At 68.9% G+C, this 14,294-nt stretch carries 14 protein-coding genes; 6 read left to right on the top strand and 8 right to left on the bottom strand.

Annotated features, from left to right (window positions below; genetic code table 11):
• The gene (locus ACFQY2_RS14815; protein ID WP_378746808.1) at nt 1-1,200 is read right to left on the bottom strand and encodes an LLM class flavin-dependent oxidoreductase; all 1,200 of its coding nucleotides are present in this window, start codon (nt 1,198-1,200) and stop codon (nt 1-3) included.
• A gap of 134 nt (nt 1,201-1,334) precedes the next feature.
• Between ACFQY2_RS14815 and ACFQY2_RS14810 the strand changes: the two genes are divergently transcribed.
• A complete protein-coding gene (locus ACFQY2_RS14810) occupies nt 1,335-2,462 on the top strand; it encodes an acyltransferase family protein (RefSeq protein ID WP_378746702.1) in 1,128 nt (375 codons plus the stop codon).
• A gap of 15 nt (nt 2,463-2,477) precedes the next feature.
• Here the strand turns inward: ACFQY2_RS14810 and efeB are convergent, their stop codons facing one another.
• The 3 genes from efeB to efeU are packed head-to-tail and all read right to left on the bottom strand — an operon-like array spanning nt 2,478 to nt 5,933.
• Entirely contained in the window at nt 2,478-3,740 is a 1,263-nt protein-coding gene (efeB, locus tag ACFQY2_RS14805) for an iron uptake transporter deferrochelatase/peroxidase subunit (protein ID WP_378746700.1), read from the bottom strand.
• A gap of 13 nt (nt 3,741-3,753) precedes the next feature.
• Nucleotides 3,754-4,986: an iron uptake system protein EfeO gene (efeO, locus tag ACFQY2_RS14800; protein WP_378746698.1), complete on the bottom strand. Its 1,233-nt coding sequence runs from the start codon at nt 4,984-4,986 to the stop codon at nt 3,754-3,756.
• Entirely contained in the window at nt 4,983-5,933 is a 951-nt protein-coding gene (gene efeU, locus ACFQY2_RS14795) for an iron uptake transporter permease EfeU (protein ID WP_378746697.1), read from the bottom strand. The genes efeO and efeU overlap by 4 nt, the downstream gene beginning before the upstream one ends.
• 127 nt (nt 5,934-6,060) lie before the next feature.
• On the opposite strand from efeU, the gene ACFQY2_RS14790 reads away from it, so the two are divergent.
• The gene (locus ACFQY2_RS14790; RefSeq protein WP_378746807.1) at nt 6,061-7,056 is read left to right on the top strand and encodes an isopenicillin N synthase family dioxygenase; all 996 of its coding nucleotides are present in this window, start codon (nt 6,061-6,063) and stop codon (nt 7,054-7,056) included.
• A 230-nt stretch (nt 7,057-7,286) separates the two neighbouring features.
• On the opposite strand, the gene rpsO is transcribed toward ACFQY2_RS14790, so the two are convergent.
• Nucleotides 7,287-7,556 carry a 30S ribosomal protein S15 gene (gene rpsO, locus ACFQY2_RS14785; RefSeq protein ID WP_045276110.1) on the bottom strand — a complete coding sequence of 90 codons (270 nt, stop codon included), beginning with the start codon at nt 7,554-7,556 and terminating at the stop codon, nt 7,287-7,289.
• 154 nt (nt 7,557-7,710) lie between these two features.
• On the opposite strand from rpsO, the gene ACFQY2_RS14780 reads away from it, so the two are divergent.
• Nucleotides 7,711-9,003, top strand: a complete 1,293-nt coding sequence (locus ACFQY2_RS14780) for an MFS transporter (protein WP_378746695.1) — start codon at nt 7,711-7,713, stop codon at nt 9,001-9,003.
• Between the two features lie 42 nt (nt 9,004-9,045).
• Here the strand turns inward: ACFQY2_RS14780 and ACFQY2_RS14775 are convergent, their stop codons facing one another.
• A complete protein-coding gene (locus ACFQY2_RS14775; RefSeq protein ID WP_378746694.1) occupies nt 9,046-9,594 on the bottom strand; it encodes a YceI family protein in 549 nt (182 codons plus the stop codon).
• 154 nt (nt 9,595-9,748) lie between these two features.
• A complete protein-coding gene (locus ACFQY2_RS14770; protein ID WP_378746693.1) occupies nt 9,749-10,117 on the bottom strand; it encodes an FKBP-type peptidyl-prolyl cis-trans isomerase in 369 nt (122 codons plus the stop codon).
• Nucleotides 10,118-10,279: 162 nt separating this feature from the next.
• On the opposite strand from ACFQY2_RS14770, the gene ACFQY2_RS14765 reads away from it, so the two are divergent.
• Both ACFQY2_RS14765 and ACFQY2_RS14760 read left to right on the top strand, forming a co-directional pair.
• Nucleotides 10,280-11,089, top strand: coding sequence for a FadR/GntR family transcriptional regulator (locus tag ACFQY2_RS14765; protein ID WP_378746691.1), 810 nt, complete (start codon nt 10,280-10,282; stop codon nt 11,087-11,089).
• A 26-nt stretch (nt 11,090-11,115) separates the two neighbouring features.
• Nucleotides 11,116-11,823, top strand: coding sequence for a cache domain-containing protein (locus tag ACFQY2_RS14760; RefSeq protein WP_378746690.1), 708 nt, complete (start codon nt 11,116-11,118; stop codon nt 11,821-11,823).
• 152 nt (nt 11,824-11,975) lie between these two features.
• Here the strand turns inward: ACFQY2_RS14760 and ACFQY2_RS14755 are convergent, their stop codons facing one another.
• Nucleotides 11,976-13,292, bottom strand: a complete 1,317-nt coding sequence (locus ACFQY2_RS14755; protein ID WP_378746689.1) for a PrsW family intramembrane metalloprotease — start codon at nt 13,290-13,292, stop codon at nt 11,976-11,978.
• Nucleotides 13,293-13,352: 60 nt separating this feature from the next.
• Here ACFQY2_RS14755 and ACFQY2_RS14750 point away from each other — a divergent pair, with 60 nt between their 5' ends.
• The gene (locus ACFQY2_RS14750) at nt 13,353-14,222 is read left to right on the top strand and encodes a fumarylacetoacetate hydrolase family protein (RefSeq protein ID WP_378746687.1); all 870 of its coding nucleotides are present in this window, start codon (nt 13,353-13,355) and stop codon (nt 14,220-14,222) included.
• Nucleotides 14,223-14,294 lie beyond the last annotated feature (72 nt).

Genomic DNA, 14,294 nt, shown 5'->3' with positions numbered 1-14,294 from the left:
TCACGCCTCCGTCCGGGTCAGTCCGAACGCCGCACCGGCGGGAGCCGGCGCGTCCTGGTAGGGCGATCCCGCGGTGAGGTTGTCGCCGCGGTTCGCACCGGGGCGTGCCTCGCGGGCGGGCCCATCGCCGTATACGGCGCGTACCCGGGCCGCATGGGTGGGCGCGTCCGGTGCCTCGGGCGCGCGGTTCTGCGCGAGCTCCTTGCGCAGAACGGGCACGACCTCGCTGCCGAGCAGGTCGATCTGCTCGAGCACGGTCTTCAGCGGCAGCCCCGCGTGATCCACGAGGAACAGCTGACGCTGGTAGTCGCCGAAGGTGTCGCGCATGGCGGCGTAGCGGTCGATGACCTGCTGCGGGGATCCGACGGTCAGCGGCGTCATCTCGGTGAAGTCCTCCATCGAGGGGCCGTGGCCGTAGACCGGCGCGTTGTCGAAGTACGGCCGGAACTCGTTGACGGCGTCCTGCGACTTCGGGCGGATGAAGGCCTGGCCGCCGAGCCCCACGATCGCCGTCTCCGGGGCGCCGTGGCCGTAGTGCGACCAGCGCTGACGGTACAGCTCGATCAGGCGCTGGTAGTGCTCCTTGGGCCAGAAGATGTTGTTCGCGAAGAAGCCGTCGCCGTAGTATGCGGCCTGCTCGGCGATCTCGGGGGTGCGGATCGATCCGTGCCAGACGAACGGCGCGACGCCGTCCAGCGGACGCGGGGTGGCGGTGAATCCCTGCAGCGGGGTGCGGAACTTGCCGTCCCAGTCGACGACGTCCTTGGTCCACAGCTCGTGCAGCAGCGCGTAGCTCTCGATCGCCAGAGGCAGGCCCTGGCGGATGTCCTTGCCAAACCACGGGTAGACAGGGCCGGTGTTGCCGCGGCCCATCATCAGGTCCATCCGGCCGCCGGAGAGGTGCTGCAGCATCGCGTACTCCTCCGCGATGCGCACCGGATCGTTGGTGGTGATCAGCGTCGTGGACGTCGAGACGATCAGCCGCTCGGTCTGCGCGGCGATGTAGGCCAGCAGAGTCGTGGGGCTCGACGAGAAGAACGGCGGATTGTGGTGCTCGCCGATGGCGAAGACGTCCAGTCCCGCATCCTCGGCGTGCTTCGCCATGGTGACCGCGGCCTGGATGCGCTCCCGCTCGCTGGGCGTGACGCCGGTGGTCGGGTCCTGTGTGATGTCACTGACCGACATGAGGCCGAACTGCATGCCGGACCGGTCGCTGCTCTGTGCGTCCATGATCTTCTCCGCTCGGGATGCCGTGACATCCCCTTGTATTCATTTGAATGTAGTTGGTGCAACGCCTCCACCGCAAACTTATTCCCGGCGGGTAGCCTCGGATGATGAGCAGTGCCGTGCAGCATCCGCCCACCGGTTCGACGGGCGCGATCCCCCGCCCGCGTCGGCGGGTTCCGTTCTGGGACAACGCCCGCTTCGCCTGCATCGTGCTCGTGGTGCTCGGTCACGGCATCCAGCGTCTCATCTACGACTCCGACATCTCGTACGCCTTCTATCTGTGGGTCTACGCGTTCCACATGCCCGCGTTCGCCATCATCTCCGGGTACTTCTCCAAGGCCTCCAGCCCCACCAGGAAGCAGATGGCGCGGATCATCACGGACATCGTCGTGCCGTACGTGATCTTCGAGGGTCTCTGGACCCTGACGAAATGGCTCGTGGAGGGCCGCGCGGACCCGAACCTCACCCAGCCGTCGTGGACGCTGTGGTTCCTCCTCGCGCTGGGGATCTTCCGCCTGGTGCTGCCCTACCTGGCCATCCTGCGGTGGCCGCTGGCGTGGGCGCTCGCGATCTCGATCGGAGTCGGCTACCTCGACAACGTCGACAGCACCTTCTCGCTGTCGCGCACCCTGGGTCTGCTGTTCTTCTTCACCCTGGGCTGGTGGCTGCGCGAACGGGACGTGGTGCGCCGCTTCCAGCTGATCGATTTCCGGCCGTGGTGGCTGCGCGCGAGCGCCGTCGCAGTGCTCGGCGGCTGGGCGTTCGTGTGCTGGCGCTGGCTGCCGACGTGGGATGCCGTGGAGCTGCGGTACTGGTTCTTCTACGACGATTCGTATGCGGGCCTCGCCGCCGACGAGTGGTGGGCGGGCGGCATCCGTCTGTGCCTGATGGCCCTGGCCCTGCTGCTGAGCGCGTGCTTCCTCGTGCTCATGCCGCGCCGGACCCAGCGCTGGACCACGCTCGGCCAGTACACGATGTACGTGTACCTGCTGCACTCCTTCGTGCTCTACCCGTTCCGCGAGTCCGGCGTGCTGCGCGGCCTGGACCCGACGTGGCTGTGGCTGCCGCTGATCACCCTCTTCGCGGTGCTCGTCGCATTCGCGCTCGCCTCCAAGCCGGTGCGTCGCCTCTTCCGGCCGCTGATCGAGCCCCGGCCCCGCTGGATGTTCGACGACGCGGCCCTGGCATCCGGTGCCGACCACCGCAACGACCCGACGGGATCGCGCCGCAGCTGAGCCGGTGCGGGATGCTCAGGCGAACAGCGCGGCTCCGACGTAGGAGCCCTCGGAGGCGCCTGCGGGAATCGCCCAGACTCCGGAGCCGACGTGCCGGATGTACTCGGCCAGCAGGTCGGAGGAGAGCTTGCGCTGCAGCGAGACGAACTGCCGCGGGTCGCGCTGGTACGAGAGGAAGAAGAGACCGGCGTCCAGCCGGCCCAGCGCGTTGTTCCCGCCGACGTAGTTGAATCCCCGGCGGAGGATGCGGATCCCGCCGTTGGCGTCGGGATGCGCGAGACGCACGTGGCTGCGCTCGTCGAGTCCGGACAGCTTCGGCCGCGTCATCTCCGTGCCACCGGACAGCGGCGCGCCCTCGCCCTTGTCGCGCCCGAAGATGCGCTCCTGCTCGCCCAGCTGCACCCGATCCCACGTCTCGATCAGCATCGCGATCTTGCGGGCGACGAGATAGGTGCCGCCCGCGAGCCAGGTGGGATCGTCGTCGTCCGCCACCCAGACGTCGGCTGCGAGGGCCTTCGCATCGTCGGCGAGGATGTTCGCGGTGCCGTCCTTGAAACCGAACAGGTTCCTCGGTGTCGCCTGCTCGGAGGTCGTGCGCGAGGTCTTGCCGAAGCCGAGCTGCGACCAGCGCAGCTTCGCACGGCCGAACGCGATCCGGCTGAGGTTGCGCACAGCGTGCACGGCGACCTGCGGGTCGTCCGCACAGACCTGGATGCACAGGTCGCCGTCCGACTGCGCCGGATCGAGGTCGTCGCCGAGGAAGGACGGCAGCCGTTGCAGACGAGTCGGGCGCTGCGCACGGATGCCGTAGCGGTCGCCGTCCTCGTTCTCGAAGAGCGTCGGCCCGAAGCCGAACGTGATCGTCAGCGCGCTCGCCGGCAGTCCGAGCGCCTCGCCGGTGTCGTCCGGCGGCGTCTCCGCCGTGCCTCCGACGGCCCCGGTCGCGCTGACCTCGAGCCCCTGAGTCATGCGGGCGGCCGCGTAGCTCCAGTCCTGCAGCAGCTCGATGAGATCGTCCCGGCCGCTGCGCGGCATCATGTCGAACGCGGCGAAGTGCAGATGCTCCTGCACGGGGGTGACGATTCCCGCCTGATGAGTCCCGAAGAACGGGTGGCTGTCGGGGGCCGACGACTCGGGCGGCCGCGTCGCACTCAGCGCGAAGCCGCCTGCACCGGCGGCAACGAGAGCGGCGGCTCCTCCTCCGGCGAGCCCGAGCAGCCCGCGCCTGCTCAGACCCGTGCGCGTGCGCGGGTGCGGGGCCGTGGTGTCATCGCTCATCGGACTGCGAGCGTCAGGAGAGCGCCGTGCCGGTGAGTCGGGACAGCGGCTCCGCCAGGGCATTGATCAGATCGACCAGTCCGCGCTTGTCCTCGTCCGTCAGCTCGGTGAACGGGACGAACCCGGACGCCAGTGAGCCATGCGCGGCGAGCGCCGCGTCCAGGTCGTCGTAGCCGGCCGCGATCTGCTTCACCAGTGCGGCCCCGTCGTCGCCCTTGGCGGCGACGAAGTCGCTGACCAGCGAGAACGCCATCCTGGAGCCCTCGACGTTGGCGGCGAAGTCGTACAGGTCGGTGCGGGACCACCAGTCCTCCTCGCCCGTGATCTTGCCCGTGGCCACCTCATCGAGCAGGGCGACGGCACCGTTGGAGATGCCGGCGATCCCCTGGTCGTTCAGCGCCGAGGTGAAGTCCTTGGAGTGCACGTAGTCGTAGAGTTCCTGCACATCGGCGATCAGCAGGTCGCCGAACTCACCGCGTTCCTCGGTCGTGGACGGCGACCAGTCCTGCCAGGCCGGCGTCGCGCCGTCGGCGTTCAGGGCGTCCTTCGCCGGAACCCAGAGGTCCTTCTCGATGCGGTGGAAGCCGGTCCAGTCCAGACCCTCTGCGACCGCATCCACCTCACGGAAATCGATCCGGGGGTCGAGGTCGCCGAGCGCCTCGGCCACCGGTTCGATGCGCTCATAGTAGGTGCGGGCCGCCGGGAACAGCTGGCGAGCCTTCTCGTCGTCACCCGCGGTGTACGCCGCGACGAGGCCTTCGACGGCGGGCACCAGGCTGCCGACCTGATCCTTGACGAAGGCGGCGTACAGATCGACCGCCTTCTGCTTCTGCTCCGCGTCCGGTCCATCGATGGCCACCTTGTCGCCGCTGACCGCGAACGCCGCCCTCCCGACCCCCTCGCCGACCATCCCCGGCTTGCACACGGTGAAGTAGTCGCCGGGCTGGGCCACGACCGTCAGTGTGCGCGACGCTGCGGGGGCGATGTTCTCGACCTCTCCGACGATGCGCAGGCCGTCCGAGGCCAGCAGGTAGAACTCGGTGATCTGATCGCCGCTGTTGGCGATGTCGAAGGTGAGGGTGCCGCTGCTCGCGGTGTCGGCCGAGACGGTGCAGGTGTCGTCGGTCGACGTGACGGTGAACGTCGCCGACGGGTCGGCGCTGGTCTTCGCCACGCATCCGGTGAGAGCGACGGCCGCGACGGCGATCGCCGCGGCGAAGGAGAGGGGACGGACTGCGTTGGTCATGGGGCTCCCGGAGACGTAGGGGTGAGGGACGACGGATGCAAGGCCGCGTCTGCGGGCTCGCGCTGAGGGCGGGGACGGGCGCGGTGCGCTCCGCGCAGGAAGAAGACGCCGACGACGACGATGTAGATGCTCCAGGCGATCACCTGCAGCCAGGTCATGTGGGGCATGAAGCCCACGACCGCCTGAAGCAGGACGGCCCAGACACCGGCCGGGGCGATCACAGCGCTCACGTCGAAGGCCCAGCCGAACGGGAACCCCGCCCACCCCGTCAGCACCACACCGGTCACCGCGTCGACGGGTGCCGCGGCGCTGAACGGACCGGGGAGGACACCGGCCTCCTGCAAGTCCATGACCGCGTAGGCGAGCACCCCTGCCGCGACGATGACGAGGAATCCGCCCGTCCAGGTGAAGAAGCGGCCGAGATCGAGGCGGAGTGCCCCGCGCGCCAGCAGCCATCCGGCGACGACGGCGACGACGAGGCCACCCGCCGCGCCCAGCAGCACCGAGGGGTCCGTGCCGAAGGTCTGCGACATCGACCACAGCAGCAGTGTCGTCTCGATCCCCTCGCGGGCGACCGACACGAACCCCACCACGACCAGCGCCCACACGCTGCCGTGCTCCAGCGCGCGGTCGATGCCGCCCTGCAGCGTGGTCTTCATGCTGCGCCCGGTCTTCTGCATCCAGAAGATCATCCACGTGACCATGCCGACGGCCAGCAGCGAGAACGTTCCGCCGAGGATCTCCTGGGCCTGAGAGGTCAGCGCGTACGAGCCGAAGGTGAGGATCGCACCGATCCCCAGTGCCAGTGCGACGGCGAGGCCGATGCCGGCCCACATCCGCGGCAGCACGTCCTCTCGCCCGATCCGGCGGAGGTAGGCGACCAGGATGCCGACGACGAGCGCCGCTTCGAGGCCTTCTCGCAGGCCGATGAGGAAGGTGGCGATCACAGGCGGATACTCCGAGAGCCGAAGGTGTGGGTAAGGAGTGCCTTACCTAACGACTGTACATCCGGGTAACCCCACGCAACAAACCTGGCCACCCGCGGATCGCGCGCATACCGTCGATGCATGGCAGATCTCTCTCCCGATCCTCGACCTCTCCCGCCTCGACCGGGGGCAGGACGAGGCGGAGCGCTTCCGCGACGACCTGCGCACCGCGACCCGTGACGTGGGCTTCTTCTATCTGACCGGCACCGGCATACCGCCCGAATTGGAGCAGCGGCTGCATCGCGCCGCCCGGGCCTTCTTCGCGCTCCCCGAATCCGACAAGCTCGCGATCGAGAACGTGAAGAGCCCGCACTTCCGGGGCTACACGCGTGTCGGCGGCGAGCGCACGCGCGGTGCGGTCGACTGGCGCGAGCAGATCGACATCGGTCCGGAGCGCGAGTCCGTCTCCGGCGGCCCCGCGTACACCCGGCTGATCGGGCCGAACCTCTGGCCGGCCGCGCAGCCCGAGCTGCGCGAGGTGGTCGCGGAATGGCACGCCGCACTGTCTGCGATCTCCCGTCGTCTGCTGCGCGCGTGGGCGCTCGCACTGGGCGCGGAGGAGAGCTACTTCGATGATCATTTCGGTGAACCGTCCACTCTGATCAAGATCGTCCGCTATCCCGGCACCGATGAGCCGCTCCCCCAGCAGGGCGTGGGCGCGCACAAGGACAGCGGCGTGCTGACTCTGCTGTGGGTGGAGCCCGGACGCGGCGGCCTGCAGGTCGAGCGCGACGGGCAGTGGGTGGATGCCCCACCGGTGGAGGACGCGTTCGTCGTGAACATCGGCGAGCTGCTGGAGTACGCCACGGGCGGCTATCTCAAGGCCACGAACCATCGCGTGATCTCGCCGAAGGCGCCGGACGATCGCCTGTCGATCCCGTTCTTCTTCAACCCGGCTCTGGACACGCAGCTGCCGTTGATCGATCTGCCGCCCGAGCTCGCGTCACAGGCGCGCGGGGTGACGGACGACCCCGGCAACCCGATCCACAGCCTGTACGGCGAGAACGCCCTGAAGTCACGTCTGCGGGCCCATCCCGAAGTGGCAGCCATCCATCACCCCGACCTCGTCGGTGCGTCGGCGTAGCGACCGATCTCACGGTGCGCCGGCACCACCGGCGCCGAAGCCCCTTGCGCACGTTCCAGCGGGAAAATCCCGCAGTGAGGCATCACGTCCGACATGAGAAACCACGTGCGCACGTGAGTCTCACGCTGAAAATGGTTTCTCGCGCCTCAGCGCTGCCGGGAACGACGAAGGCCGCCCACACCGTGGGCGGCCTTCTCAAGAATGTTCTGCGCGATTGAACGCTGGTGCGATTAGCGACGCAGGCCGAGACGCTCGATGAGCGAGCGGTAACGGCTGATGTCGATGTCCTGCAGGTAACCCAGCAGGCGACGACGCTGACCGACGAGCAGGAACAGCCCACGACGCGAGTGGTGGTCGTGCTTGTGTTCCTTGAGGTGCTCGGTGAGGTCCTTGATGCGCTGCGTCAGCATCGCGACCTGCACCTCGGGGGATCCGGTGTCACCGGGGTGCGTCGCGTACTCTTCGATGATCGCCTTCTTGACGTCTGCTTCCAGTGCCATAGATTCGATCCCCTCTCTGCTTGTTGCGCGGCGCCCGACGCCTGATACGTGGGCTCTCTTCATCCGCGGCCGATCAAACGGCAACCTCAACAGCTTACCAGCCTTCCCGCACCCTCTGCGCCCGGTCGGGCACCGAGCCGGATAGCCTCATCTGGTGCAGTTCTCCCGCGGTCTCCTCATCGACCTCACCCCGTTCCGGACGAGCCCCGCCTTCGCGCGGATGTGGATCGGGTCGGCCCTGTCCGGGATCGGCGGACAGCTGACCGTCGTCACCGTCATGCTGCACGTGTTCGACCTGACCGGCAGCACCTTCGCGGTGTCGATGATCGCCGTCGCGGGCCTGCTGCCGATGATCCTCGCCGGGCTGTACGGCGGGATGCTGGCGGACGCCTTCGACCGACGCCGGCTCGCACTCGTCTCCGCCACGATCGCCTTCGCCGCCACCGCCCTGCTCGCCGCCCTGACGTGGACGCACGCGGAATCGATCTGGTGGCTGTACGCACTGAGCATGACCATCGCCGCGGCGAACTCCGTGGGGATGGCCACCCGCACCGCGATCGTCCCCCGCCTGATCCCCCTGGATCAGCTCGCCGCGGCATCCGCCCTGAACGGCATCTCCTTCGGGCTCACAGTGATGGTCGGCCCGGCGGTGGCCGGCATGCTCGTCGCCCTCACGGGCTTCGGCTGGACGTACACGATCGACGTCATCCTCATGCTCTCGATGTTCCTCGGCCTGTGGACGCTGCCCGCGCTGCGACCCGAGGGCACGATCGTGCGCCCCGGCCTGGCCTCCCTCGTCGACGGGTGGCGGTTCCTGAGACGCGCCGGGAACATCCGGATGCAGTATCTGCTCGACGTCACGGCGATGACCTTCGGCCAGCCGCTCGCCCTCTTTCCGGCGCTCGGCACCGTGCTGCTCGGCGGCGGAGCGATCACCACCGGCATCCTCACCGCCGCGGTCGCGGTGGGGACCTTCGCCTGCAGCCTGTTCTCGGGCAGGATCGTGCACTACCGCTGGCACGGGCAGGGCATCGTGCGCGCCGTGCAGGCCTACGGCGCCGCGATCGCGCTGTTCGGCATCGTGCTGCTCTTGGGCGTCTTCCTGCCCACCGCATCCGAGGACGCACCGCACATCGCGCTCATCGTCGCCGCGTGCGTCGCACTGGCGCTGTCCGGAGCGGCGGACAATGTGAGTTCGATCTACCGCAACACAATGATGCAGGCTGCCGTGCCGGACACCATGCGCGGTCGGCTGCAGGGGATCTTCATCATCGTCGTGGCCGGCGGTCCGCGGATCGGTGCGCTGTACGCGGGCGCGCTGGCCACGCTGACGAGTCTGTGGTTCCCGCCGCTGCTGGGGGGCTTCCTCGTCATCGGCGTGGCGGCGATGCTGTCGCGGCTCAATCCGCGCTTCCGCGGCTACGACGCACTGAACCCCACGGCCTGACGCGGAGAGCGTCGAGCCGCGGGGCTCAGGAGCGGCGAAGATTCAGGCCTGCAGCGCGCCCTGCAGGTCGAGGCCGATGGTGATCTCCTTGCCGACGAGCACACCGCCGGTCTCGAGCGCCGCGTTCCACGTCAGGCCGAAGTCCTCGCGGTTGATCACGGTCTTCGCCGACGCACCGGCCTTGTAGTTGCCGTAGGGATCCTTGCCGAAGCCGCCGAACTCGAACTCGAAGCTGACCGGCTTGGTGATGCCGCGGATCGTCAGGTCTCCGTCGACGAAGAAGTCGCCGTTCTCGATGCGGGCGCCGGTGGACGCGAACTCCATGGTCGGGAAGGTCTCGGCGTCGAAGAAGTCAGCCGAGCGCAGGTGCGCGTCGCGGTTCTCGTCCTGCGTGTCGATGGAGGTCACGTCGACCTTCGCCTCGACCTGAGCCTCCAGCGGGTTCTCGGGGGCGACGAGCGTCGCCTCCTTCATGCCGAACGTGCCGCGCACCTTGGAGATCATCATGTGGCGGACGCTGAAGGTGACCTCGCTGTGCGACGGGTCCAGGACCCAGGTGCCGGGGCGGTAGCCGGGGATCTCGATCGACATGTGGTTTCTCCTCAGTTCAGGTGGCCGCGTTCTCGCGGCATCAGAGGACGAGAACTTCTATGCGCGTGAATCTATTCCCGGGTTTCCGCTGAAGAATGCGAAAGGCCTCCGCCCGCGCGATCGCGGACGGAGGCCAGGCTCGGATGCTGTCGGATCAGCCGACGGCGACCAGGTCGATGATGAAGATCAGGGTCTTGCCGGAGAGGAAGTGGCCGGAACCGGCGGGACCGTACGCGAGGTGCGGAGGGATGGTGAGCTCTCGGCGTCCGCCGACCTTCATGCCGGGGATGCCGTCCTGCCAGCCCTGGATCAGGCCGCGCAGCGGGAACTGGATCGTCTCACCGCGACCCCAGGACGAGTCGAACTCCTCGCCGGAGTCGTGCTCGACACCGGCGTAGTGCACGGTGACGGTGTCGCCGGGCTTCGCCTCATCGCCGTCTCCGACGATGATGTCGCGGCTGACGAGCTCGGTGGGGGCGGGTCCGGTGGGGGCGTCGAACTCGGGCTTTGTGCGATCAGTCATGAATACATCAAACCCCGACCCGCGCGCACAGGTCAACGTGATGACTCCGCTGAGCGCGAACTCTCCGACGCGCCGGTCGGCGCGTCGTCCGCGATGCGCGCGGACCGGCGAGAGGCGCTGAAGCTCGCACGGGCATGGTGGATGCCGTGCGAGAATCCACACATGGATTCACTGATGTCGTCGCCGGGGCTGCGGTCCGACGAGCCATCGGTCGACGCCTCTGCGCCTGTCTCACCGAATCGCCTGCAGGGCGCGCTGTTCCAGCCCATCGGGGACGAGGGTCGCGCGGAGCTGGTCGAGCGGAGACTGGTGGACGCGATCCAGCGCGGCCACCTGCGGGCCGGCGAGCGACTTCCGGCGGAGTCGGAACTCGCGCGCAGCCTCGGCGTGGCGCCCGTCACGGTGCGCGAGGGACTCCTCGCCGTCCGCGGCCGCGGCCTCATCGTCACCCGACGTGGACGCAACGGCGGCAGCTTCGTGTCCGACGATGCCGATCCCCTCGCATTCGCGCGCGCCGAACTGGCCCGCACCTCCCGGATAACCCTGCGCGACATAGGGGTGCACTACGCCGCGATCTCGACGGCGGCCGTGCGACTGGCGGCCCGCAGGGCGGACCCCAGCGAGATCCACCGCGTGTTGCACCGACTCGAGGCGATCGGCGATCTCGAGCCCGAACAGCAGCGACGCGTGCTCGATGACGTCCAGGTGGAGCTCGTCGCGCTCAGTCAGTCGGCGCGGCTCACCCGTGAGCAGATGAAGCTGCAGGCCGAGTTCTCGCCGTACCTGCGCCTCGTCGCCCCCGATGCCCCGGGGCTCGCACGACAGGCCCGCGGCATCATCCGGATCATCAAGGCAGTCCGATCCGGTGACCAGGAGGACGCCGCACGACGCACCGAGGCCATGGTCGCCGACGTCATCGACGAACTGATCCGGTTGCAGAGCGAGCTCTCGGACTCTGCCCTTCCCGGATGACGACCCTCGACGCACAGGAGACCGCGATGAGCATCACTCCCATCACCTCCCGGCCCGACGCGGCGCAGATCGTCGAGGAGTACTTCAGCGCCCCGATCCGCATCCTTCAGGAGTGGGCGGCCCCCTGTGCCGAGGAGGTCGCCGCCCTCCTCGAAGGCGGCGACCTGAGCCGCGCGGCATTGGATGCCCTTGTGGAGCCGTACGCGCTGCGCAGCCTCGACCTGCAGGGCGCGCGGGTGCACGGCGCGGGATTCATCGCCGCGCTCGGTCTGCTTCCCGACACGCGCGGCCATCTCGCCTGGTGGCAGTGCGAGGACAGGCGCCGGCTCCTCCTGGCGTCGCAGAGCGTGAACAAGGAGTACATCGACTACCGCGAGCTCGAGTGGTATCGCGTGCCGATGAGCACCGGTCTGCCGCACGTGGCCGGACCGTACGTCGACTACCTCTGCCGCGACGAGTACACCATCACGATCGCCGTGCCCGCCCTCTCCGGCGAGACTCCCCTCGGTGTCGCGGGACTGGACCTGCTCGTCTCCGAAGTGGAACGCGAGCTGATTCCCCGTTTCAGCGCTCTCGGGCAGCAGGTCACACTCGTCAACGGCGTCGGTCGGGTCGTCGTCTCGACCGACCCTCGATACGCGGCCGGGGACTCCGTGCGCGGCAGCCGCCTCGCGGATCTCGCGCGAACCCCGTGCGACGAGGTGGCGCTGGATGTCATCGTCGAGAGCTCCTGACCGGATCCCATCCGACTCTTGACTTCCATGCGGGTCGGAGGCACCCTGTCAGTAGGCCAACTCAGCGCCCGGGAGACTAGCAGGCATCGCCGCAGCACCGGGCGCTGAGTCTGTCAGGTCGGCCTTGCGCAGGTCAGCCCGAACCTCGGGGCTCAGTACGCCAGCAGCTGCGCCCGCGTGACCCGGGTCCTGGCGAGCAGCGCCTGCTCATCGGCGGCCGCGTACGCGTCGTGGCCGTTGATCGCGCGCTGTCGCACCGCGGCGAGCGCCGCCGCATCCCTGATGAAGGAGCGCATCAGCGCGCGACGATCGCCGGGGAGCGCGGCGGCCCACTGCAGGCCGACTCTGCGGCCGGCAGGGGTGGCGAGCATCACCACCTCCTCCGGCGTGAACCAGCCGGCTGCCGCGTAGTCGCCCAGACGTCGCTGGGTCAGACGCGCCTCCTCACGTCGCAGCGCGACGATCACGAGGATGAAGACGACGAAGAGCGGCACCTGGGTCGTCAGATACAGCACCGTGAAGTCGCCCAGCAGGGAGGAGCCGTTCCAGAACGCGTGCAGAGCGACTGCCCCGAGCGCGCCCAGGGCACCGGCCCCGAGGGCGCCGGCGGTGTTCGCTCCGCGGCGCACGACGACCCCGATCGCGAAGCCCGTGAGCGCCGTGAACATCGCGTGCGCGAAGGGCGATACGAGCCCGCGCAGGATGAAGGTCAGCGTCAACTCTCCCGCACCGCCGGTGACGAGACTGATCCCGAAGTACTGAATGTTCTCGGTGAATGCGAACCCCGCACCGACCAGCGCCCCGTACACCACGCCGTCCACGGGTCCGTCGAAAGCGCGGCGGCCGATCACGAACACCAGGAACACGCCGAGACCCTTCGCGACCTCCTCGATGAACGGGGCCTGCACGACACCGGTGAAGAACGGATTGCGGATGCCGGCGGCGACCGTGAGCAGCAGGTCGAACAGCAGCGACAATCCGACCGCCGCCACCGCTCCCCAGGCCAGCGCGAAGACCACCAGGCTTCTGGGCTCGGGCTCCCACCGGTCGATCAGTCGGACGCCGAAGAGAACGATGCCGAGCGGTACGAGAGCCAGCAGCAGCCCGACGATCGAGGCGCCGGCGCCCAGGAAGCGGGCGAAGTACGCGATCAGCGCGAGCATCGCGAACCCGAGCACCCCGAACAGCCAGATCGAGACCGAGCGTCCCTTGCGCACCGGCATCGCGAGCGCGGGCATCGCCGCAGCGGGCGTCACCGGCTGCGGCGCGGGCAGCGGTGAGGTCGCCGGGGCCCCTGCCGAGGAACCGGCGAAGACCGCTGCGGGCCCGGCGGCGGACTGCGCCGCCGGCGTGCGCGCGTCCTGCCCGCGGACTGGATGCGGCGGCTGACCGTAGACGGGTGTCGGCGGCTGACCGTACACCGGCCGCGGTGGCTCGCCGTACCGCGGGGGCTGTCCTCCAAAGCTCATAGGGAAAGCCTAGAGGGAGCCTCTGCTCCGCCACCCGCCGCGGCCGGTACCGTAGAGGACATGCGGTTTGCCCACCTGAGCGCTCACGACTCCGAAAACCTTCATCTCGCCGTCATCGACGGGGATGAGGCGGTGCTCGTCAGTGACCTCGTCTCCCCCGGACCCCAGACTCTTCAGCAGCTCATCGCCGGCGGCGACGAGCTGCTCGACGACGTGCGCCGCGCGTTCGCCGCGAACGGGGCCCCTCGGCATCCTGTCGCGGACTTCTCCTTCGGGTCCGCCATCGTCGACCCGCCCGCGGTACTCGCGGTCGGCCTCAACTACTCCGCCCACTCCAGCGAGCTCGGACTGAAGACCGACGCGGCACCGACCGTCTTCACGCTCTGGCCCAACTCGCTGACGGGCCACGAGCACACCACCTCCTGGCCGCGCACGCTCAGCGAATCCATCGACTACGAAGCCGAGCTCGGCGTCATCATCGGGAGCCCGGCGAAGGACGTCTCCGTCGATGACGCGCTGAACGCCGTCTGGGGATACACCGTCGTGAACGACATCACCGCCCGCGACATCCAGTTCGCCGAGGCGCAGTGGAGCCGCTGCAAGTCGTTCGACGGCTTCACGCCCACCGGCCCGGTCGTGGTCACCGCCGACGAGATCCCCGATCCGCAGGCGCTGCACATCTGGACCGTCGTCGACGGGCACACCGTGCAGGACTCGACCACCGGGCACATGGTCCGCGACGTCGCCACGCTCATCGCGCACCTGTCCACATCGGTGACGCTCCTGCCCGGCACACTGATCTCCACCGGCAGCCCGGGTGGTGCGGGGTACTCCCGCGACCCGCAGATCTTCTTGCGCGACCGTTCGACGGTGACGGTGGGCATCGACGGGATCGGCGAGCTGACCACGCACTGCCGCATCCTGAACTGATCCGGCCGCCGAGGCGCCCCCGCCGACCGAGCAGCCCCCTCCCGGCTCGCCTTCGGCGTCCGTGAGGGGGCT

This window comes from Microbacterium sp. GCM10027623, assembly GCF_042666935.1.
In the GTDB taxonomy this organism is placed as follows: domain Bacteria; phylum Actinomycetota; class Actinomycetes; order Actinomycetales; family Microbacteriaceae; genus Microbacterium.
Note: the sequence above shows the minus strand (reverse complement) of the source record. Positions and strands in the feature narration are given on the sequence as shown.